Raw genomic sequence first — 20,569 nt, forward strand, 5'->3', positions numbered from 1 at the left:
TGCATCCAGAATGTTTTGGATGCCTTGCAGGCACATCCCGTGCCATTGCGTCCACGTTTCCCAGGTGCCGTAACGCTCCGTTGTTCAGCAACACGCCTCGCCCAGCATCATAACGGCGCTGTCCAAATCCGCTGGCAACGCATTCCCAGTCTTCCTTGGCCGCCGCGTTGCGGAATCTCGGTAGGTCGTGCGGGTCATGTCGTCCAGGTGTTGCTGCGACGTGATCGTGTTTCTTCGCATTGCTTTGGTGCGTTAGATGGTGGGTCACTTGTGTTGTGCCAGGTTGCTGGACAGTACCGGTTGTCGGCCTCGGCTTAGGGCGCATGATTGTCACGACGCCTTGTGGCTTCGGATGCCCTGGGACTGCCACGTGAGTTGCCGTCGGTTTTGGTGTCAACTGTGGAACCTGGCCAGGAACCGCCGTGGGAACCTGATTGGGGGTTGCGGTTGGGACAAGCGGTGGTGTCGCCGTAGTACCGCTGAGTTGCGGAACACGGCCGGGCACTGCGACCGGAATCTGGTTTGGTGTTGCAGTTGGGACGAGCGGTGGCACAGCAGTTTGTCCAGTGGGCTGAGGTGGGACCTGACCAGGAACTGCGACTGGTATTTGGTTTGGTGTTGCGGTGGGCACAAGTGGCGGCACCGCTGTTGGGCCGGTGGGTTGAGGCGGAACCTGGCCAGGGGTAGCGACCGGAACTTGATTGGGAGTTGCAGTCGGAACTTGCGACGGCACCGCGGTAGGACCGGCGACCAATGGTGGAACCTGATTGGGAACGGCTGTCGGAACCCGGTTTGGTGTCGCGTTTGGTGCCAAAGGCGGAGCTAGAGTTGGCGCTACTACCGGCGTGGGAACCTGACCAGGAACCGCTATCGGTGTCGCAATAGGAACCTGACCGGGAATTGCGTTCGGGACCGCGCCCGGCGCAAGGACTGGAACAGTAACGGACGTGGGCGTTTGCTGCGTTCCCTTAGGCGGCAACTGATTTGCCACCGGCTGAGTTGGGCCAGTAACTTGATTACCTGCCCCTTGCCCACCAGCCTGCCCGCACCCTTGGCTCGACTGGTGTGGGTTCCCTACACCTCGGCACCACCCGTAGTGATTTCCGCGGGCAAAGACCTGAGTAACGGCCAGTTCTGTAATTAGACAAGTTGCGGTAAGTACAGCAATTCGGTTCAGTTTCATAACATTCTCACCAACTTGTTGTCAGAGCAAGATACGCGCCAGGATCGCCAGAGTCGGTCAAAGGGCCGTCTCTCAAAGGGACACCGACATATCCGGACAGAAATAGATTTTTCTTAAACTCAATGTCCAAACCCAGACCTGTCGACGCCAGTGTAGCATTATCAACTTCGAAACTCGCAGGGTCATTGTTCGAGATGTAACCCACGTCGAAAAAGGCAAAGGGCGTTAAGCGATGTATGCTCTGGGAACTGGGGAAGTAGGAATGAGACACTTCGAAAATCGCGGAAATCCCGGAATCGCCATCCACTTCGTCAAAACGATATCCGCGCAAAGCATAACGATCACCAAGGAAGTACTCTTCGACCGAGGGCAGCCGGTCTGTTGTGTACTGCCCCCAGATCTCGGTTCGCCAAGCTGTGTTGGGAGACAAGCCCGTTAGCGGGCTTTCGTATCCGACGCCGCCTCGTAGATGCCAGAACGAAGAGTCCCCGTCGTCAAAATTCGCGTCTGTCGTGTCGTTGTCATTGTCACCAAAAGATAAGGTTAGCCCCGCTTCCAGAGCTTGTCCCTTTGGATAGTTTTGCCCGTAAAGATATGTAAGGCCAACGACACTCGCGTCACTGGATAGTGGAACGCCACCACTGACTGAGTCCGCTTTTGAAAGGCGATAGTCCAACAGAAGATACCCATAACGGGCCACATCGCGGATCACGGGGTAACCCATCGCGACTGTGAAGTTCTCGCCGTCAATATCTGTTCTCGCAAAGTCCCCCGAGAGGTCACGTTTTGCGTTTATGTTCCCGTAGAAGATCTCACCGTACAGACCATTGCTGTTCAGCGGCGTGCGATAGGTAAGAGCGCCCCATAAAGAGTGTTCATCGTCTTTGTCCCAATTGTAATTGCCTGATCCCTCAAATCGCAGCAAATCCCCGACGGTCAGCGTTGAATAAAACTCTTGTACGACATAGAAGCTGAGCGCTTCTCCAAGCTCACGCGGAGGGTTGTCGAGTGTCGCACTACCGGCTTGTTTGCGCAGTGGTTCTCCCAATACCCTCAGCCGAGCACCAGCCTGATCCGGGTAATCAAGTTCGGTCGACACGTCCAAATCGGGTATGTCCTCGGTTAGCATAACCGCCCGCTCAAATCGTTTGAGAGTTATTGGATATGCGGTGGTGAGGGGCTGAAAAATCTTCTCTAGTGTTTTGAACGTGCGAGTATCTACGCCTTCAATTTCGATGGTTTGAATGCGCCCTTCATCAACAACTATGCTCTGCCCATCGGGACCAGGCCACGCCTCAGCCAAGAAGTAGCCGTCTTCTCGGTAGATCTGAGTGATCGTTGATGCGACCTCCACCGCTGTAATGCGCCCTGATCGATCAAAGGCCAACTGACCGGCAAAAGTTAACAGCTCATCCGCATCATACACCGTTACGCCGCTGACCGAGTGCTGGGATGCGATGTCCCAGGTTTGGGCAATGCTACTTCTTGGAACTGATGCAGTGGCCACAAGAGTGCAAATGATCGCAAAAACAACTGATCTGAATACGCGCATTTTTGACAACCTTAAAGTGACTGAGCATGTTGAAGTCCAATGTTATTATGTGGTTCGCATGTGTGAACCTGACGCTACTCGAATGTATTGATGGGTGATGTTTTTAAGAAACACAGTGAACAGAACGCAGATTTACTTATTACGCCGCACATACGACGGCGCTGAATTACACAAACCGGCTTTTCAACAAGTTAGAGTAGAGAACTAGTAGGACAGTCCTCACAATTCCGGTTGCTCAAAAACATAAAGCCGCGATTTCTTGGCATCGTCTGTTAGGACATAGAGAAGCCCTTTGGTCTCATCGAGAGCGATTCCTTCGGGATGTTTAACTTCCTTTTGTTTGCCATCTTCTGTGAACGTCAAACTGATAGACTTTACGGACTTGGACTCTGGATTGTAGACGAAGATTTGACGGCCTTTGTCACTTACAATCCAAAGAGAACGTGAGGACGGGGACCATGCTAGGCCGCTCAAATCCAGTTCATCATCATCTACACGCTCGGAGATAAAACCTGCATCGCGGGCTAAAGGAATGATCTCAACAATTTCGTCTAGCGCTGGTGATACGACCATTAACAACCTTGGTTGTCCTTCAATGCCAATGAAGACCCGCCCCGATTCCGGGTCAACAGCGATACCTTCGGGTCCCTTGTTTAATGGGTTGCCAACGAGTAATTCAGCGGCGGCCGAGTAACCTTTAAGAGATGTGAGAGGTATTGTTGTCAATTGAATGGGTTCGGTTGGGTGAACGACTAGAATTGATCGGTCAGTTTCCTGAAGCACCAAAACAGACCCATCCTTTCGAGGTGCAACACCCTCCAAATCTGATCCTGCCAATGCTGGCAACTTGAAAGAGTTTCCTAATACCCCGTCGACTCTGAGTAGGTGCAGTTTAGGTTCGGCATCACTTACAGACCACAAGAAGCCTTCAGCGTTAGACATTGCCAAACCGGAAGGCTCTGAAAATCCCTCTGATTTGTCTGCCACCTTGAATTTATCGACCAGAACCAAACCAGCACTTTCGGCGTAGGCAAAATTGGTCCAAGGCAAGAAGGCTGCCGCAACCGAGCTGGCCGTAAAAGCGAGTCGTCTAAGTTTGCAGAAACACCGTGAAATTTCAGCTTTTGACGAAAACACTCTGTTTTCTGTCATTGGATTCTCTCGCGCTTGGACCACATCCCTGTATCAGCGTTCGTATCACAGTCCGGATACGATGTCCGAAGAATGCACTGTAATCTCTTTACCTGATCCCGCCTGTTGCGATTGAATTGAATAGGGCACGATGTGCCTTTGGTTAAGCGTAAGCCTTTGGCGTGAGCAGGGAGGAAGACAAGTTGAATACGACCCTCACATTTGTGACCGTGTTGTTGATGCTGCTGTTGCCAGGTGCTGCGGTGTCACAAGTCGACCCTGCGACGATGCTGGCCGGGGCTTCGGGGTCGGAAATCGTTATCGAACGCCGGTGGACGCAGTTTCGTGGCAAACAGGAACTGTATTTCTTTACTCTCGATGTGATCGTCACGATCATTCTGGCTGGCTTGATCGTATATCATCCGGTGAGACGTAAAGCCCGTAGAAGCGTCCGCGACATAGTTATGCCAAGGCTTTTCTTCCTGTATGCGCTTATCGGCATGGCGGTTGGTTTCCTGGTGGTTCAGCACGGGTCAATGATCGGTTTCGTTATCTTTGGTATCGGAGCGTTGCTCAGGTTCCGCTCCAATCTCGATGATCCGGTGGACACTGTCGAAATGATAATCGTGACTGTTCTTGGTCTTGCGGTCGGTTTGGGCTTGCCGCTGATGGCCACACTAGTGGCGGTTGTTTGTTGGTGTTTCATTTGGCTCGGAGGGCGAAACAAGGGTGTGGAAATTTCGCTCAAAGCTTCGGACGAAGAGCACTCATTGAAAGTCACCGGAGCCATTGAAGCCATGGCCACAGAGGCTGGCTGGAAGCTGGTCAGAAAACACCACGTCCCCGGAAAATCTCGGGTTTCATTGCTTTTCATCACCTCGGGTGGACTGACGGAAGCCCGGATCGAAGAGATGATAAATGATCTGGTCCCTGAAAAAGTCGAACTGAAACTCAACCTCTAGTCATTTCACAAGGTCTAAGCGTTTCAACACCGCATTCGGGGATCTGATCTCTTTCGGGAGCGACTTGAAGTTTACCGACCTTTCGAAGTCAGGGCCTCGATATACGGCTATCTCAAACTCTCCGTTCGGCTGGAACGTAACATGAGTGAAGCTGTGAGGTGATCTGGCGCTATCGCCAATAAGCCGCCGCGGACCACCTCCCAAACAAGCTTGAGAGACATAAGCCACACCGTCTTTCCAACCGGGGTAGAAGGCATGATGGTGGCCTGAAAGATGCAGAACAACACCGCTTTCCAGATAGATTTTTTCAAGTGTTGGGTCACCGATGATTTCGCGTTCGCGCTGGATCGCGAACGGCCAAAGTGGGAGGTGACTGAAAGTGACAATCGGGTCTCCGTCTGCACCCAATTCCTGTAACCGGTCCTGCTGGTCACCGGATAGGGGTCCTAGGGTCGTTGCATCCAAAGACGCAAACGTAATGCCCTGCATCTCAAATGCGTAGAAGAACGGGTAGTCATCTGAAACCAGGAAGTCGACGCCTGGTTTTCTCGGCGTCCATTCCTCTGCGTATATTTTCCTTTCACGCTCGAACCCTCGGTAGGCGGAGGCATCATGGTTTCCAGGTGTGACCGCAAATGGAATGCCGGCAGCCTCTAATGGATCTGATACGACCTCGTGAAACGCATTCCACATATCCCTGACCTGTTTGTCGGACAAGTTGGGAATGCGCTGTCCCGCAACCATATCTCCGGTCGAAATAACCAGATCTGGATCAAACTCGATTATGCGCTCAATCGCCTTGTCGACGCGGGCATCGTATCTTACCGAACCATAGCTTCCATTCAGATCCGATATGACGATGACATCCAATGCCGCCGCTTTGCAGGCGAGCAGAGCGGTCCAAATACACACCGCAATAAGAGCAGAACACCTACGGTACATAACAGTCCACAGCCTCTACCTCGGTGCCGTTTCTCAAAAAGAATGCGACAGGATCCAAGTCGAACATCAAATCGCCATTTGAGCAATTGCTCTGGAGAATGGACGTTGCCAGCGCAGTATTTTTGACAACTTGTGCAATCTGACTGTCTGACAAACCAAAGCTTTGCGATAGCCAGTCATAGACTGGGCCTTGGGATTGAAGGTCACTATTCAATGCAACCAAGCGCCGATACGTGCTTGGAGAGAAGTGGCGAATTTTCTCCAGCATTTGAGTAGATTTCGCGAAGTTGGCGTATTCGACACGCCCACCAGCATCGTTGTCGTTTAGATTGCTGCGACGGATCAATAATGCGTCGTCGGGAACGTCTCCATCGTTTGGCTCATGGTGCTTGGCTTTCTTATGCTTCAGCTTTCCGTCTTCGACCCAATACCAATAGGGTGTGAAGTCTATGTTTCCTACGCGGTCCTGCTGGCTAAAGATGAAATCGAGGAGTACAATCTCGGTAAGTTCTTGCATCCAAAATGCCATCTGTTGGTCGCTGACATCGGGACCGAGATCCTTGTTGATCATCCGGTCTCTTCGACCTTCTCCAACGCCCTCTACAATGGCCTCTGGCAAGGGTTTTGAAGAACGCAAAGCCAAGAAAGCAGGAGTTTCCTGAAAATCGCGGTTCTGACCTTTCCCCCAACCAGATTTACGGGTGCCGTTGATTTCCGAGCCGTATCGATGCCCAGGGCTATCAAGCAGCGCACCGTATATTTGCGTTCGATCTGCGGTGAACAGATCGTCGGTTGGCTGGTACGAGTTCGGGTCGGCATCCGCAGCCGCGAAGACCCGCCAGCCTTCGTGGTTCATGCGCCCACCATGAGAGCCGCCAGAAATCGCAAGGCCGGGCTCTGCGACCTCGGAAAAGTGCGCCTGGGCGTCCATGCTACGCCAAACGGCGACTGGAACTTTTACAGTCGTGTCGAAATATCTGGAGAAATGATAGTAAAGCAGCGACGAGGTGGAAAAGGTTCCACTGGTGCCCTTTTGGTTCATGGTGGATTTGAATTTGGCCACCCTGTCCTTGGCCAGATCTTTCGCCGCCTTCCCCTCTTTGCAAGCGTTTCTCTCGAACTCAGTACGGTTCCCTGTGTAGGGTCCTTCCGAAATATCGTACACGGCCATTCCTGGGCTGGTGCTCCAGGTTTTTGGGCAAATAGCAATTTCGGAGGCATAGAAATCGATCTCGCAATAGGCCGTTTCTTCCTCAAGATCGCTTTTCTTATACTCGCCCGTTGAAACTTTTTCGATCCGAATACAGCGTTCAGTAACGCCGTTGGGACTATCAAATGTCGTGGCTTCACCGAGAACATCGTCGTTCGCCCACAAGACAGTGGGTGCAATTAAAGCAAGTGACCCCAGAAGATTGAACTTCATTTGGATAGTCCTCCCAATATCATTTGGGGCAAATCGCTGCCTGTTGCTCGTTGGAGATCTTCAATTTTGGGTCGACACTGAAGTTGGAAAATTTTGAGTCAATCCACTGGTCGCACCCGCCTGAACAAGGGGCTCCGTTTCGGGCATCATTCCAATATTCCTTGGCCCTTTCTTCTGTCCAACCGCAAAACTGAACGAGCGCCATCGCCGACAATGCACCTGAGGAATGAACGCCCCACATGCAGTGCACCAGAACAGGGCCCTTTCCAGGGTTTTTAATCACCTCGTGTATGGACGCCATGACAGCATCGGGTCGAGAGGATCTGGCGCTCTGATAGTCAAAGGATCCGTTTCCGCAGCTGGTGCGACCGTATTCAGTGTTTTTGCCGAAGTCGGCGTAAAACCCGGTTGAAAACCCTTCGCCGCACAGAGTTTCGCGTTGACCTTCACTTAGGCCAGTTCGATCCTTGTCGCCGCCCTTGAAACCGGATCGATACAACACTCCGCTTAAGACTGGGCGAAAGAAAGCGACACCATCAATGCCTCCGTCACCACCCTTTGAAAGCATTTGACTGTTGCTTGGACCGCCATTTCGACTGGTCACGTCAGAATTCGCAGCGGTTGCGAGAACACCAATGAATATGAGGGACGCCAAAAACCGCATGCCAAATCCTTTCTATTCTTGAACCTTTAATGCTCAAACTCTTGCGACCTGATAGTCTCTCGGAAAGGCTAGTTCATGACAACCATATCAAGTGGGCAAATAGCTTTCCGCTGTGAAACTTTAGATGGGCCACACGAGATTGATGATAACGACGACTACGAAGTAGGCTAGAACAACTTTCCAGTTCCATTGGTGCTTGTTTTCTTCGTTGATCACGCCAGCCGATTTCAATGCCAGGTTAGTGATGATTAAGGCGACAACGATGACCGCCGCGTGTGCCAGGTCGAATTGCAAGTTTGGGCTCCTTCTCTTGGATTTGGGATTGATGGAAATTTGTCAGCAGTCACCTGATGGCAGCATAGCTACATCTGAGTACCTTCCCTCAGACGTCGTGATCTGAGCACATGCACCTGTATCCTTGTTAAACCAGTACGAGGTCAGCCCTTCGCTTCGGATGAGTTCAAATCCGAGACTTTGGATGCCCATTTCAGCTTGGCCCGCTCTTGCCCCTTCAAATGGCGAAAGATCGCTAGAGCTGCCCACAGTTGGTGCACTTGCATCCACCGATCCGCCACTCTCTTCGCATGCTGCAAGTGCAGAAATACATACCGCGCCGATCACCATTAGGACATTGGTTCTCATGTGTTTTTCCTGGCTGTTTTGGGAACGTGTTCAAGGGCTTCTGGTCGATCACCTATTCAATTCCGAAAATTACGTTGTAGCCGACGGAAGAGTTGCTGCGATTGATAACCTCCACAACATGATCACCAGATTGCCAAAGCTGCCCTCGATACTCCTTGTCCGCCGACATTAATCCCAACAGTTCAGAACCATCGGGGTTACGAATAACGTAGTCTAAGGAGCCATTTCGCGGAGCAACGCGGACGTAAAGAAACTGTTCGTTTTTTGCCCCGAGAACATATTGCTGTGACGCTCCTGGCGCGAGTTCACCAACGAGTTCGGCGCCGGTGGAACCAGCATCGAATTTGACACGTTGGCTACCAGTAGACCCGGCGGCGCCTGCCATGGCTCCACCGCCATCATCCATCGCTTCGACAACCGACATCTCGCCGATGCTACCATCCTTGTACGCGATGCAGCGCCAAAGTGTTCCGCCTGCATCTCGTAGCATGACGAGCGTACCAGCTTCCGAGAACTGAGAGCTTTCAATCGTTCCGGATTGACCGTCTGGTCCACCAACCTGCCGCAAATGGTCGATACACGCGTCGTCGGCTTCTGATATTGCAAAAGCAGCTGTGCCCGCGATTGCGAACATGGGTGTGAGGAGCTTGAGTAAAACGAGTTTCATCAGATGGTTCCCTGTTGGCTTGTCCTTACTGTTTTGTTCCGTGCAAAGCGAAACCTCACTTCGCGTCTCTTAACTTTGACAGAAATTCATCGCATGCCTGTGCGCTGCCGACGATCTCGCCCGTCGTTTCAATTCCTTGCAGTGACGCCATTTCGGAATTTACGCGGTTGAGGATCTGGTCCGCTTGCTCGGCGGTGATCAGGTTCTCGGCTTGTGCTCCTTTCAATGTTGTGCAGACACCGGCGGACAAGCCTGTCGCAACGCCAACACCCACCGCGGCCCCGCCACCCAAGGTCATAGCCCCAACCACGCCGAGGACGAGCCCGATCACAACACCCAAGATCACTTTTCCCATGTTTTCCTCCCTATTGGTGAGAAAGAGTTCAGTCTTCACTATTGGCGCAAACTGCGTGCCCATCTACAAATCAAGACCAGCGCTAACAGGTTGAGCACAGGCGCAGTCGCCGCGAACCACGGCTTGGCGGACTCCGAAATTAAGTCCGCTACAAGTATCCAAGGCAATCCCAACGGTAGCAGGAACACTCCGGACAAAGGGTCTCGTTCCTGTCCCAACCAGCCAAATGTGCCCGTCAAAAATGCAACCATCGCCAACAGGTACAGGACCGCGAATACGATGATGGTGGTTCTACAAAGCATGTCGAGCCTCAGCAGATCAAGCTAGTGCTGCGCAGCCGTTTTCAGCTACGCAGCAGACAGGTCACAATGCGCCTTCGTCGCCCAGGAACTCGATACCAGCTGTCGTGCCATCACTGTAAGCAATGCAATTCCAAGGAGCACGATCCTCGCCAACGCCTACAGTGACCTGTGTTCCTGCCTCGCTAAACGCGGATGAGAGCACCACGACTTGCGAATTGTTCGTTGTGCTGGCTACGTCTCGCAAACACGCCTGCTGAGCCGGCGTGAGTTCGGCGGACGCGTTTGATGTACTCGTCTCGTCGCAGGCTGCAAGCAATGCGAAACAAGTTGCGCCTGCAATCATCACCATCTTGTTGGACATTTTCTTCTCCCTCTTGTTCCCATGAAATTATTGAAATTGGATGCGCTTGTTAGAATCTCTGGCGACTGGACAGCCAATAAAACATGCCTTGATCCTGTGACTACCTTGCCCAAAACCCGCAGCTTGCTGGCTTGGTCAGCGGATCGATACTTTGTTGATTGCCAAGACGGCCAACAACGCATGATGGCCAAATGACGTCACAGGCAAAAGCTAGAGCGAGCTTTGGAGAGAGTGATCTCTTGTTGAAATTGAGCATCGCGTCCTCCTAAGCACGATCACTTTAGAAAGTCTTCCAACCGCCAGCACTCACTCTAGCGGCTGGAAGGGCCCGGCATCGCGAGCAACAACGACAACAACGGAGGTAAAATGAAAGTTGTGTCGAATTCGCATGTTTGAATCTATTTTTTAATAAATCAACATTTTTTCCGCGCGTAAACTTCTTTACGCTCTCGTACGATAGGCCTTCGTCTTCAAATAAAAAAGGTTCGTGGGCGCATCCTTAGAGGCGCGTGAGTAATTCTGAGCGGCGAAGCGTTTTCGGCGCAATGAAAGTCAAAAAGGGAGTGAAAAATGGGATTTGGTGAATCCGTTAAAACGTGTTTTTCGAAATACTTCCAGTTTTCCGGTCGGGCTTTACGCTCAGAATACTGGTGGTTCTTCTTGTTTGTGGTTCTCGTGAGTGCCGCTTTAGCAATGTTGGATTCGATCCTTTTTGGAACCAACCCCGACACGGGCCAAGGCTCTCAGGTTCTGTCCTCAGTTTTCCAACTGGCCGTCATAATACCAATGCTCGCCGTCGGTTGGAGAAGGCTGCACGATACAGGGCGACCTGGCTGGTACTTGCTGTTGCCGATGGCACTCAGCATTACAACGCTTTTTGTTTTGCTGGGTGGGGTGGCGTTCTTTTCGGTATTGGAGCAAGGGACCGAAAATCCCGATGCATTGCGAGGACCTGCGGCAGTTTTGGGTGTGACCGGTATCGTTGTTGTCTCAATCCTTCAGTTCGTTCTGTCCATTCTGATGATCTGGTGGCTGACACGACCTTCCCAAGAAGGCGCAAACGAATACGGCGAATCTGTTTCCTGACCTTGTTTTCCGGGAAACAAGCCGGGAACCCTGCTGGGTGAAAGTCCGAACCGCAACACCATGGAGAGTGAAAATGAGTTTCAAAACGATTTCCATTGGAGCGTTGATGATGGCAATGGCGACCACTGCATCGGCGGAGTGGTCGTTCAGTTCCGGGCCTAATCCCAATGCATTTATTCAAACCGGAAACATGACGCTGGAACTTCAGTGTGACCGTATCCGCTTTGCTCCGGCTGGATACGAGGACAGCCAGGACATTGTGCAGAAGCAAGGGCTTTCCATTCGGTTTTTTAAGAGCGGCACCACCGAAGTTGGGGCTTTTCAGGTTGGCGCAGAAAACGCTGCTTTGCAGATCGTCGACAACTATCCCGTCGAGGCCAGTTTCAACAGTCAGCAGGATTATGATTTTGTACTGGACCAGCTTGCAGCAAATGCATCGGTTAATCTGTCCATGATTGATCAAGACGTCAGCTATGGAATCTTTGACTTGAAGGGTTCCAGCGCGGCAATTCGATCCCTTCGTTCTGCGTGCAACTCGAATGTTAGCCAGGAGGCCTCCTACGAAGCACCCGAAGGCATCGTCTATTGTGGTGGCGGAGCGATAAAACGCGTGATCGAACCCGTAATTTTGGACAACCCGGACGGAGAGTGGGACGCGCGAGTAACGGTTAACGGCGAGACGATCAGAGCCATGACGGCCTACAGTTACTTCGGAAACTCTGAGCCGCCGGCCGGATTTGTCGTTGCCCTGCTTGGGGAAGACAGGTCCGAGTTTTTGATTTTTAGCGAAGGCTCGGCAAACTGGCTGGAGTACGGGGACTATAGGTATGATCAATGTAACTGACGCCACCCTCCAACCTGCTTCCCCAAAAGTGCGCCTGTTGAAAGGGCTGGCATCAGGGATTGTGCTGGTTTCGGGCCTATTTTGGACCTCACCAGCTGTCGCTGCTGATGTTTCACAACTTCCGCCCGGTTTTCAGGCGAAGGTTGATCTGGCGGCACAGGCTTGCGCGGAGTTCAACGACGGTCAGTTTGATTTAGATTGGGGTGCGGTCGAGAGAGTGGATCTCGACGGGGATCTACAACGCGACTGGGTTCTGAACGAATCTGGTTTCGCGTGCTCGAGCGCCGCATCTCTTTTTTGCGGAACTGGCGGATGCATGTCGCACTTCTTGATTGAAGAGGAGGTTCACTCCTTGCTTAACCGAGGCTGGACGGTCGTTGACTTCGGGCGTCATCGCATTGTCCTTGCGGATGTCCACGGAAGCAATTGTGACGGAATAAACCCGACGCCTTGCGCATCAGCCAGTGTTTGGGATGCGGAAGCTAAGACGTGGCGTTCATCGGCTGGTGATTGGCAGTAAACTGCAATTAGGCACTGCAGATAAGCCTGAGAGCCTGTTTGTTCGATGAGTTCTCTGCAGCATGCAAACTTATGGGCAAATCGTACAAAGCTATGCGCAAATACCGCGTAAAGGTTTACGCAAAGTTCCAAGATTTTCTTTAGTCAAACCAACGTCGGCAATGCAGCGTTATGCGCAGACCTACAGGAAATCGCCGGAGGCATTTTCGCCATCGGCATTCCCGCTTCCGTCAGTCGAACCCGCCCGGTTTATGCCCGAAGAAGACCTTGGTGACATCCTCGATGATGTTCCACGTCACGCGGCTGCCGTCCCGGACGAAATAGCTATCTCCTACATCCAGATCGGTGGTGTGTCCTGTACTGTGGTCGATTATTTGGCAACGGCCAGACAGGATAGTCATCAGCTCATCCCCCTGTTCGGTGCATTCAAACGCGCCTTTGGTGCAGCGCCAGATGCCGGTGCGTGTTGCATGTCCGGGGCCGCCGTCGTCCATCCGGCCAGAGGCTTTGGGCTGACCTTCCAATATCTTGTAGTCGCTGCTGGGGTTGTCGAAAGGCCAGACCTCCAAGGGGCCGATTTCATCCAGCGTCGTGTATTTCCGCATAGTCGCTCTTTCATCTCTGTTTTGCGGGGCAGGTTAGCCGCCATGCTGCCGCAGGAAAGGGCCAATCTCCTGAAAAAACTCGTCAAAGCCCGCGTGCCCTCGGATCATGCAGTGATTGGCGCCCGGAAGTTCGACGAATTCGGCGGTTGGAACTTCACGCGCGGTTTCGCGGCCTTCGCTGATCGGGGCAGCCATGTCATCTCTGACATGCAACACCAATGTCGGCACGTTTAGCCGTTGTGCATCCGCGCGGGCATCCACATAAGCGTTCATCTCCATGATCCGCAGCGCCGTTTCGGGGCTGGCCGAGATACGCTGCATCTCATCAAAGCTTGCACCTTCTTCCGGAGTGGCGTCTGGCATATAAGATGAGGTGAAGAAATGGCGATAGACCGGATTGGGTGAGCCCCACCCGGCGGATACCATCGCGCGGGAGGCCTGATAGAATTGTTCGGCTTCGGCGTCGCCCCGCATCATGCGACCCCGGACATAGCCGCCCAGTAGGATCAGAAACTTGACGCGATCGGGGTATGTGGCCGCAAACCGGATCGAAAAGGCCGAGCCCTGGCTGATCCCGAACAGGCCGAATTGATCCAGCCCCGCTGCATCGGCGACGGCGATCATGTCGTCGATCATCCTATCCTCTGAAATATCACCCACATCCCAGTCCGAAAGCCCATTGCCGCGCTGATCGAACCGCACCAGATGGCAAAGCTTGGACATCTCGGACAGGAAATCGCCCCAGACGGGGCTGGTCCATTCATACTCGATATGGTTCAGCCAGTTCGGCGCTTTGAGCACGGGCGTCCCTTGTCCGGTCGAGGCCCAGGCCAGATTGACCCCGTCCGCCGATTTGCAGAACCTTACCCGCTGTTGCAGCGAGATATCGGGTGCCACGCGCCGGGGGGCGGCCTGCGGTGACCAGTGCCAGACCCGGATCGGTCGGCTGATATTCTTGACGCGCTGCCCGCCCATATCCCGAAACGGCGTATCGACACGATCCTGCACGGCCTGATGCACAATGTCTGAGACGCAAACTCCGCCAGGCTCTGCCAGCCCCTCCAGTCTTGCGGCGACGTTGACACCGTCGCCAAAGATGTCGCCCTCATCGAAAATCACATCACCCAGATTGATGCCGACGCGGAAGCGGATCCTCTGATCATCTTCAAGATCTGTTTCATTCAGGTTCATCGCTTTTTGGATGTTCACGGCGCAGCGCACTGCGTCCTGAACGGATTCGAAGGTGGCCAACATGCCATCGCCAGTGGTTTTCACAATGCTGCCGCGGCTGCGCTCGATTTCGGGGTCGATCAGTTCGCGTCGGTATTTCTTTTGCCGGGACAAAACGCCCAGTTCGTCCAGTTCCATCAGCCGGGAATACCCGACCATGTCAGCCGCCAGAATAGCCGAGAGCCGCTGTTCCATTCCCCCCTCCGTCTGCTGCACCTGTCTGGCGCTTAGGGGTCAGTATACGGGAAAGTGGCGGTCTTGTCGCAATAGCAAAGACATATCCTTGAATTTGCGGTTTCGCGGCGATGCGGAATGCGTAATCTTCGGGGCAAACCGAATGATTGCAGCCCATCGGATCAACGTCAGGATACGCACGGATCATGAAACTGGAATTCCACCACATCAACTATGTCTCGCAGGACGTGGAGCGCCTGCATCATTTCTACACGCACGTCCTCGGGCTGGACGACATCCCGATCGAGAACTTCCCCCGACCTGATGAGACCGAAGACAGCGGCTATAGCGGCAAGATCCGTTTTGCCACAGATGGTCATATGCAGATGCATCTGGCCGAGAAAGATCTTGGTGTGGCATTCAAACACAGTGAGTCCATCAATCCGGTTGAACGCGGGCATATTGCCTTCAGAACCGATGATATTGCGGCTTTCAAGAAATTGTTGGACGACAACGGCATCCCCTATTCCGACTATGGGACAGCCTTCGCCAAGGAATGGCACCAGGTGTTCTTTCAAGACCCAGAGGGCAACATCATCGAGGTTCATCAGGCGGTTTAGCAGTCGCTTGGGCAAAGCGGCGGCGGGTGGTGTCCAGATGCGCGGCCATCGCGGCCCGGGCCTTGCGCTTGTCCCGTCTTTCGATGCTGTCGATGATGGCAAGGTGATCGGCGGTGGCTGTCAGGTGATGGTCGAGCTGGTTTTCTAGCGGCCACAGGTAGTGGTGGTTAAAGATCATCGCAATCGCGTCCTGAAAGCCGACGATCAACCGGTTTCCCGCGTGATCATTCAGGAAGCGGTGAAACTTGGTGTCCAATGCCGGGAAATCCAACGTGGAAAGATCGGCGCTGGCGGTCACAGCCTGATGCTCTTGCCGCAACCGTGCCAGACCACCCCAGAACGGATGCTGCTCCGGCAGGCAGCACAGGTTTTCCACCGCGCGGCTTTCGAACATGACGCGAACCTCGTGCAGCTCCAACGCATATTGGCGGGTGACGCCCTCCAGCACCCAGCGCCTGTGGTGATCCTTGCGCACAAATCCAAACCGGCTGAGGCCGATCAGAAACTCGCGGATAGTTTGAACCGAGACATCCAACTGCCGCGCCAGTTGCCCTTCGTTCAGCCGCGTTCCGGGGCCCAGATCTTGATTGCGGATCATCTGCATGAACGCGGCTTCAAGCGCGTCGCGTGTGTCCATCGTTTGGGCGGCTGAAAAGTAATCGGCCTGTTCTGGCAGGCGCTGCACGTCATAGCCCCGTCCTTGTCGGGCAAGCAAACCCCTTTTTTCCAGATAGGACAGAACGGCCCGCACTGTAGTGCGGCTGACCCCCAAATGACGCGCCAATTGCGAGATATTGGTGACCTCTGCCCCGGCCATCAGCCTGTCCAGCATGGCGTTGCAGGCGCTTTTGAAAACTCGGTCCGGGCGCGGCAAACTTGTGGTCCTTGATGTTCATTACGCTGTATTAAATGGGGTTAAAGACATTTGAGGGCAAGGGGCCGGACCCATATCATAGCGCCAACTCCGATCTGCTATATCGTCAGGATTTTCCCCAATGCCATATGTCCCCAGTGCCACCCGCTACGATAAAATGATTTATAACTCTTGCGGAAGCAGCGGGCTGAAACTGCCTGCTATCTCGTTGGGGTTGTGGCATAATTTCGGGCATGATCGCCCCCATCAGTTGAAGCAGGAGCTGTGCCGCACGGCCTTTGATCTGGGGATCACGCATTTCGATCTGGCAAACAATTATGGCCCGCCGCCAGGCAGCGCCGAAGAGGCGTTTGGCGAGATTTTGAAAACCGATTTCGCCGCATACCGTGATGAATTGGTCATCTCATCCAAGGCCGGGTATGGGATGTGGCCCGGCCCCTACGGCGAATGGGGCAGCCGAAAATACTTGATCGCCTCTTGTGACCAAAGCTTGAAACGGATGGGGCTCGACTATGTCGATATCTTTTATTCCCACCGGTTCGACCCGAAAACACCGCTCGAGGAAACGATGGGCGCGTTGGATCGGATCGTGCGCTCTGGCAAGGCACTGTATGTCGGCATTTCGTCCTATAACTCGCAACGCACGCGCGAGGCTGCGGCTATTCTAAAGGATCTGGGTACGCCCTGTATCATCCATCAGCCCAGCTACAATATGATCAACCGTTGGGTGGAAACGGATGGGTTGAAAGCCACGCTGAAAGAGCTGGGGATCGGGTCCATCGCCTTCACGCCGCTGGCGCAAGGAATGCTGACCGGAAAATACCTGAATGGCCTGCCGGAAGGTAGTCGCGCCACCGAGGACAAGTCCCTCAACCCCGACCTGCTGACCGAAGCCACCATGCAGAATTTGCGCAACCTTGATGCCATCGCCAATCGGCGCGGTCAGACGCTGGCGCAGATGGCAATTGCCTGGGTGCTGCGCGAGGGCGGGATCACAACTGCTTTGATTGGGGCATCGCGGACGGAACAGATCGTTGACTGTGTCGGCGCGCTGAAGAACATTGAATTCACGTCCGAAGAACTGGCCGAGATCGACCTCTATTCCTCCAATGGCGAGGTCAATCTGTGGACCCAGTCCTCGGACGCCTGAGCCGCGACAGCAACAAAGGAAATCCCATGAACAAACCCGTAATCGGTTTTATCGGCGTTGGCCTGATGGGCCATGGCATGGCCAAGAACATCGTGGAAAACGGCTATCCGCTGATGGTGATGGCGCATCGTAATCGCCAACCGGTCGAAGACCTGTTGCATCGCGGCGCGACCGAGGTTCATTCGGCTCGTGAGATGGCCGAGGCCTGCGACATCATCCACCTCTGTGTCTCAGGCAGTCCACAAGTGGAACAGCTGGTGCGGGCCCCCGACGGGATCATCGCCGCAGGAAAAAAGGGTTTGATCGTTGTGGATTGTTCCACCTCGGACCCGGTTTCGACCCTGCAGCTGGCCGAGGAACTCCGTGGCGCAGGCATGGACCTGGCCGACGCTCCGCTGGGGCGCACCCCGAAAGAGGCCGAGGCCGGAACGCTGGATGCCATGGTTGGCGCGTCGCCCGAGACTTTTGCGCGCATCAAGCCGGTGATTGACTGCTGGGCCGGGCTGGTTGTCCACATGGGTGAGGTCGGATTGGGCCACAAAATGAAGCTGATCAACAACTTCGTCGCCTTGGGCTATGCGGTCCTGTATTCCGAGGCGCTGGCCGTGGCCCGAAAGTCGGGTCTGAGCGCGGAACAGGTGGATTCCGTTCTGCGCCCCGGTCGTTTGTCGAACGGGTTCTACGAGACCTTTATGAAATGGACGCTGGAGCGAGACGAAAACGCCCATCGTTTTGCCATCACCAACGCGCATAAGGACATGCGGTACCTTTCGAACCTGGCCAACAGCATCGGTGCGGTCACGCCGGTTCAGGCGACTCTGCGCAATGCCTTCGCGGCCATGGAGGCTGCGGGCCGTGGTGAGGATTACGTTCCCATGATGGCCGATTTCATCGCGGAAGCAAACGGGCTCGACGACTCCAAAGCGTAGATATGCCGCGCCCGCAGCCATAGCGTGCGCGTATAAAACGTGACACACCTTTTCCTGTTGATCCAATTGGGAAGGGTGCAGGCATGAGCGACAGTCCCGACGTGATAAGCGGGTCTCTGAAGCGACCCTTGGCGGTGGCCTTTGCAATTGGCCTTGCGCTCGTGATCATCCTGTCTGTGTTTCTTTACATGTCACGCGAGACCGGTGCGCGCATTGGTGAAATGCGGGTGGCGTGGCAGGAATACTCAGCCGAGACCACGCCGCGTGGTTATTGGATTTCAGATATCCGCGAGGATTTCGGCTATGGCGGCCTGATTCACAATTTCAAGAACTACGTCTTGCGACATGACCCGGACTTGGGGCCGCGTCTGCGGCGGCAATCGCAAAGTTTGCTCGGGACGATTGCGGCCTATCGCGCCTCGAACCCGTCTCCGACTGAACTGGAGGCCCTTCAACAGATTGAGGCCGTGGCGCTGGAATATACTGGCAATATTCCCCTGATTGAGGATGGCATTGCCGCCGGTCTAAGCGCCGAACAAATCGATGCCTTGGTCCGTGTCGATGACAATGATGCTTTGGCAGCGCTGGCAACGCTTGAAACCCTGTGGGTGCAGGAGCGTGACAGAAGCTTGTCCGGTATGGTGCGTGCCTTTTCGGATGGCGAACGTCTGGTGCGCAACTTCTCGGTCCTGTTGATCGGGCTGATCGTTCTGGTCGGGTTCATTGCCATCCTCACGACGTTTCTGATCACCAACATCCTGCGCGCCAACCGTCGTCTGAAGGCCGAACTGGCGCTGCGTGAACAGGTTGAGCTGGCCGAGCGCAAGCTGGCGCGTGCGGTCGAACAAAGCCCGGCCTCGATCATCATCACGGATACTGATCTGAAGATCGAATATGCCAACCGCAAGTTCTTTGAACTCAGCGGCTATGGTCCGTCAGAGGTTTATGGCCATTCGCCCAAAATGCTGCAATCGGGACATTCGGGGCAGGGGGTTTACGGCGACCTGAAGGCCAAGCTGAGAAACGGTCAAAGCTGGTATGGTGTGTTTCGCAACCTGCGCAAAGATGGGACGCATTACTGGGTCTCGACCGCGATTTTCCCGCTGGTCGATCAGAATGGCAGCATCACCCACTATATCGGTATCGGCGAGGACATGACCGAGTCCCGCCGCACGCGCGAGCAATTCGCACAAGTGCAGAAGATGGAGGCCGTGGGCATTCTGGCCGGGTCAGTGGCGCATGATTTCAACAACGTGTTGATGAGCGTGATCGGCAATGCCGAGCTGATCGAACTGGACGCCGAAGATAACGAGGACATTCAGACCTCGGTCGATCACATCCGCATCGCGGCACGTCGGGCGCAGGCGCTGGTTCGCAAGATGCTAACCTTTGCCCGCCAACGGCCCCGCAACCCTCAGCGCGGCGATATGGTCAAAGCCACGCAAGAGGCGCTGGACCTGATCAAGGTCGCCGCCCCACCTAGTATCGAGACCCGCTTTGACGTCGACATAGATCAGGCCTTTGCGGAGTTTGACGGCACACTGTTTTTCCAGACATTGCTGAACCTGTGCCACAACGCGTTCGAGGCGATCGGCGATCACCCCGGCACAGTTGTGTTGCGCATCAGCCAAGCCGAAGACACTGCGTTGGACGACCTGCCGGACGATGCGATTGGCGTAATCCGGTTGGACGTAACCGATGACGGGCCGGGAATGACGCCCGAAGTACAGGACAAGCTATTCGAACCCTTCTTCTCGACCAAACCTGTGGGCAAGGGCACTGGTCTGGGCATGGCCATCGTCCGCAACAGTGTCGAGGAATGCCGCGGTCGGGTCGAATTGCATTCGGAACCCGACAAGGGAACTCGGTTCAGCCTCTTCTATCCGATGATGCCGGTTCTAAGCGCGCAACAACAGGAAGAGGCGCGCGCCGTCACGGGGGATGAGCACATCCTGCTGGTCGATGACGACGAAAACATCCTCTATGTCACGCGCCGGTTGCTGACGCGCTATGGCTACCGGGTCGAGGCCTATTCCGAGCCGATGCGCGCGCTGGATGCCTTTAGGGCGGCCCCGGACAGCTATGACGTAATTGTGTCGGATTTGATGATGCCGGGGCTGATGGGGACCGATCTCATCGCGTCTGCACGGGCTGTTCGACCGAATGTTCCGACGATTCTGGTCAGCAGTTATTTTGATGATGCAGAAAGCCCGGCTGAAGGCGATACGACGGTACGAGTACAGAAACCCTTTGATGTTCAAAGTCTTGCGCGGATTGTACGATCTCTTGTTCCCTGACGCCTGTTACATTTCTTAACATCTTTTCACGTCTTTTCATCGCGTCCAAATCAGTAC

The 20,569-nt window shown here is 54.2% G+C and carries 21 protein-coding genes; 8 read left to right on the forward strand and 13 right to left on the reverse strand.

What is annotated here, in order from left to right; translation table 11 throughout:
- Positions 1-1,190 precede the first annotated feature (1,190 nt).
- A complete protein-coding gene (locus GOV79_RS15825; protein WP_170790472.1) occupies positions 1,191-2,735 on the reverse strand; it encodes a ShlB/FhaC/HecB family hemolysin secretion/activation protein in 1,545 nt (514 codons plus the stop codon).
- A 219-nt stretch (positions 2,736-2,954) separates the two neighbouring features.
- On the reverse strand, positions 2,955-3,887 hold the full coding sequence (locus tag GOV79_RS15830) for an SdiA-regulated domain-containing protein (protein WP_170790473.1): 933 nt from the start codon (positions 3,885-3,887) through the stop codon (positions 2,955-2,957).
- A 182-nt stretch (positions 3,888-4,069) separates the two neighbouring features.
- On the opposite strand from GOV79_RS15830, the gene GOV79_RS15835 reads away from it, so the two are divergent.
- Positions 4,070-4,828, forward strand: a complete 759-nt coding sequence (locus GOV79_RS15835; protein ID WP_170493949.1) for a DUF4956 domain-containing protein — start codon at positions 4,070-4,072, stop codon at positions 4,826-4,828.
- Here the strand turns inward: GOV79_RS15835 and GOV79_RS15840 are convergent, their stop codons facing one another.
- The 8 genes from GOV79_RS15840 to GOV79_RS15875 form a co-directional block, all read right to left on the reverse strand.
- Positions 4,829-5,698 (reverse strand): metallophosphoesterase family protein, encoded by an 870-nt coding sequence (locus tag GOV79_RS15840; protein ID WP_170790474.1) that lies wholly within the window; start codon positions 5,696-5,698, stop codon positions 4,829-4,831.
- Between the two features lie 61 nt (positions 5,699-5,759).
- On the reverse strand, positions 5,760-7,193 hold the full coding sequence (locus GOV79_RS15845; RefSeq protein WP_170790475.1) for a hypothetical protein: 1,434 nt from the start codon (positions 7,191-7,193) through the stop codon (positions 5,760-5,762).
- A gap of 19 nt (positions 7,194-7,212) precedes the next feature.
- Entirely contained in the window at positions 7,213-7,857 is a 645-nt protein-coding gene (locus tag GOV79_RS15850) for a protein-tyrosine phosphatase family protein (protein WP_170418739.1), read from the reverse strand.
- A 120-nt stretch (positions 7,858-7,977) separates the two neighbouring features.
- Positions 7,978-8,151, reverse strand: coding sequence for a hypothetical protein (locus tag GOV79_RS15855; RefSeq protein ID WP_157054209.1), 174 nt, complete (start codon positions 8,149-8,151; stop codon positions 7,978-7,980).
- Positions 8,152-8,193: 42 nt separating this feature from the next.
- Positions 8,194-8,499, reverse strand: coding sequence for a hypothetical protein (locus tag GOV79_RS15860; protein ID WP_170418736.1), 306 nt, complete (start codon positions 8,497-8,499; stop codon positions 8,194-8,196).
- Between the two features lie 52 nt (positions 8,500-8,551).
- Complete coding sequence (locus GOV79_RS15865) at positions 8,552-9,166, reverse strand: hypothetical protein (RefSeq protein ID WP_157054210.1); 615 nt, start codon at positions 9,164-9,166, stop codon at positions 8,552-8,554.
- A 55-nt stretch (positions 9,167-9,221) separates the two neighbouring features.
- Positions 9,222-9,584: a hypothetical protein gene (locus GOV79_RS15870; RefSeq protein ID WP_170712383.1), complete on the reverse strand. Its 363-nt coding sequence runs from the start codon at positions 9,582-9,584 to the stop codon at positions 9,222-9,224.
- A gap of 300 nt (positions 9,585-9,884) precedes the next feature.
- The gene (locus tag GOV79_RS15875; protein WP_170790476.1) at positions 9,885-10,184 is read right to left on the reverse strand and encodes a hypothetical protein; all 300 of its coding nucleotides are present in this window, start codon (positions 10,182-10,184) and stop codon (positions 9,885-9,887) included.
- A gap of 570 nt (positions 10,185-10,754) precedes the next feature.
- On the opposite strand from GOV79_RS15875, the gene GOV79_RS15880 reads away from it, so the two are divergent.
- From GOV79_RS15880 to GOV79_RS15890, 3 genes are all read left to right on the forward strand, one after another.
- Complete coding sequence (locus GOV79_RS15880) at positions 10,755-11,270, forward strand: DUF805 domain-containing protein (RefSeq protein ID WP_170790477.1); 516 nt, start codon at positions 10,755-10,757, stop codon at positions 11,268-11,270.
- A 73-nt stretch (positions 11,271-11,343) separates the two neighbouring features.
- Positions 11,344-12,114: a hypothetical protein gene (locus GOV79_RS15885; RefSeq protein WP_170790478.1), complete on the forward strand. Its 771-nt coding sequence runs from the start codon at positions 11,344-11,346 to the stop codon at positions 12,112-12,114.
- Positions 12,098-12,634 (forward strand): hypothetical protein, encoded by a 537-nt coding sequence (locus GOV79_RS15890; RefSeq protein WP_170790479.1) that lies wholly within the window; start codon positions 12,098-12,100, stop codon positions 12,632-12,634. Before GOV79_RS15885 ends, GOV79_RS15890 begins: the two co-directional genes overlap by 17 nt.
- A gap of 229 nt (positions 12,635-12,863) precedes the next feature.
- Here GOV79_RS15890 and GOV79_RS15895 read toward each other — a convergent pair whose 3' ends face one another.
- Together GOV79_RS15895 and GOV79_RS15900 are read right to left on the reverse strand one after the other, a co-directional pair.
- Positions 12,864-13,238 carry a cupin domain-containing protein gene (locus GOV79_RS15895; RefSeq protein ID WP_170787451.1) on the reverse strand — a complete coding sequence of 125 codons (375 nt, stop codon included), beginning with the start codon at positions 13,236-13,238 and terminating at the stop codon, positions 12,864-12,866.
- Positions 13,239-13,271: 33 nt separating this feature from the next.
- Positions 13,272-14,663: an alpha/beta fold hydrolase gene (locus tag GOV79_RS15900; RefSeq protein WP_170790480.1), complete on the reverse strand. Its 1,392-nt coding sequence runs from the start codon at positions 14,661-14,663 to the stop codon at positions 13,272-13,274.
- Positions 14,664-14,848: 185 nt separating this feature from the next.
- On the opposite strand from GOV79_RS15900, the gene GOV79_RS15905 reads away from it, so the two are divergent.
- Positions 14,849-15,262: a VOC family protein gene (locus GOV79_RS15905; protein ID WP_170787455.1), complete on the forward strand. Its 414-nt coding sequence runs from the start codon at positions 14,849-14,851 to the stop codon at positions 15,260-15,262.
- Here the strand turns inward: GOV79_RS15905 and GOV79_RS15910 are convergent.
- Positions 15,237-16,136 carry a GntR family transcriptional regulator gene (locus GOV79_RS15910; RefSeq protein ID WP_170790481.1) on the reverse strand — a complete coding sequence of 300 codons (900 nt, stop codon included), beginning with the start codon at positions 16,134-16,136 and terminating at the stop codon, positions 15,237-15,239. The two genes, GOV79_RS15905 and GOV79_RS15910, sit on opposite strands and share 26 nt — an antisense overlap.
- A gap of 121 nt (positions 16,137-16,257) precedes the next feature.
- On the opposite strand from GOV79_RS15910, the gene mgrA reads away from it, so the two are divergent.
- The 3 genes from mgrA to GOV79_RS15925 all read left to right on the forward strand — a co-directional run bounded on the left by mgrA (position 16,258) and on the right by GOV79_RS15925 (position 20,512).
- Positions 16,258-17,286, forward strand: a complete 1,029-nt coding sequence (gene mgrA, locus GOV79_RS15915) for an L-glyceraldehyde 3-phosphate reductase (protein WP_170790482.1) — start codon at positions 16,258-16,260, stop codon at positions 17,284-17,286.
- Positions 17,262-18,215, forward strand: coding sequence for an NAD(P)-dependent oxidoreductase (locus tag GOV79_RS15920; RefSeq protein WP_331252669.1), 954 nt, complete (start codon positions 17,262-17,264; stop codon positions 18,213-18,215). The genes mgrA and GOV79_RS15920 overlap by 25 nt, the downstream gene beginning before the upstream one ends.
- Before the next feature lie 83 nt (positions 18,216-18,298).
- Positions 18,299-20,512 (forward strand): hybrid sensor histidine kinase/response regulator, encoded by a 2,214-nt coding sequence (locus GOV79_RS15925; protein ID WP_170790484.1) that lies wholly within the window; start codon positions 18,299-18,301, stop codon positions 20,510-20,512.
- Positions 20,513-20,569 lie beyond the last annotated feature (57 nt).

This window comes from Ruegeria lacuscaerulensis, assembly GCF_013034745.1.
GTDB classification, from domain to species: Bacteria; Pseudomonadota; Alphaproteobacteria; order Rhodobacterales; family Rhodobacteraceae; genus Ruegeria; species Ruegeria lacuscaerulensis_B.